Genomic DNA, 1,236 nt, shown 5'->3' with positions numbered 1-1,236 from the left:
GGTGTACTCGGCCACGCTATAGAGCGAAGAGTATTGGTACTGACTGGGCAGCAGGAATGCCGCGGCTACCGCGAGAGCGACGACGACGACGAAGATGACAGCCATGGCCTTCCAGCGGCGGATTAGGATCACCGCGAGGTCCACAAGGGAGATTTCATCGTCTCGCCAGTCGGCATCCGGCCATTGAGTTTTCTGGTGTTGTTGCGCGGGGGGTTGTGTCATGACGCGTTGATTTCCCTATTCGCTATACGGTCGGCCACTTAGGCACGCTACCGCCCTAGGATTACACCGGGCAGCTTCCCAAGGCCCTTCCATCGTATGGGCGACACCGCTACGCCGGCCAGTAAACGGCAAGGCGATACGAGGCTCAGGAGAATAGGAATGGGCGCCCTGATTAAAGACGCTACCGGTGGCCTTCCTTGTTGCACCCTCGCCCGCTGACATGGCGGTGTCGTCGTTGTTGTAACGCTAGATTCGAAAAGACAGCAACACATGGCCTTCCTGGCCACGCTGCCTCATTCTATGTGAGCCCCCCGCTCATCTCTACCGTTATAGCGTTGAATTTTGTGAGAGAAAACCCAAAAGTTGTCGCGCCATGGCGACGTTTAGCGCGTATTTGCCTGAGTGAGGCGATGCCGTAATGAACTACGCCGAGGCCACGGCGGTAAGCAAAATACGACGAGACACGCCCACAGCCCTGCGCGGCTACCCATTGACCAAGCCGCGTGCCAATCGCGCGGAATGGCCTGAGGTGTCTGCTGTGCCAGCATTCTGCGTTGGCCGGGCGTCCAGGTATCGCGCATTAGCGCTATTCGTTGCAACGTACCTTGCACGCGCATCAAGGCCTTGGCGTTGCCATGTTGGTCGAGATTTTCTCTCAGCCAGATGGCTTGGCGATTTAGCCTTGCATGGCGTTGCGTTGCGTGCTGCTTGGCTTGGGTCGCCCAGGTGGCATCCAATGCGTTTATTTGGCGCAGTACGGCGCGATGAACGGCTTCGATATCGGTCACCTGTGACGGCTCGGCACGGCTTTCCAGGCGTAGTCGTGTGCCTTGGGGCGCGAGCGATGCTTGTACATCAATAGTGGCCACATCGCTGTCGCCTGCGTTTTCACGCCGTGCAGCGGGAATGAAAACCGCACGTGTGCGCCCCAACACTTGCTTTGCAGGCACGACGGTCCTCACGCCGCTACCTGTCGCTTGCCCCTGGGCCTGCGTCAGTTGATAGACCGAGGTA

Annotated in this window: 2 protein-coding genes; both read right to left on the bottom strand. The window is 58.7% G+C overall.

What is annotated here, in order from left to right; genetic code table 11:
* The coding region (locus tag OP495_RS17970; RefSeq protein ID WP_280571141.1) for a Wzz/FepE/Etk N-terminal domain-containing protein at positions 1 to 222 on the bottom strand (222 nt) is incomplete at its 3' end.
* A gap of 383 nt (positions 223 to 605) precedes the next feature.
* A partial coding sequence (locus OP495_RS17965) for a hypothetical protein (RefSeq protein ID WP_280571140.1) occupies positions 606 to 1,236 on the bottom strand: 631 nt, incomplete at its 5' end.

Origin of the sequence: Chromohalobacter sp. 296-RDG (assembly GCF_029889885.1) — a bacterium.
Taxonomy (GTDB): Bacteria; Pseudomonadota; Gammaproteobacteria; order Pseudomonadales; family Halomonadaceae; genus Chromohalobacter.
The sequence above is the reverse complement of the archived record's forward strand: the minus strand, read 5'-3'. Positions and strand labels throughout refer to the sequence as shown.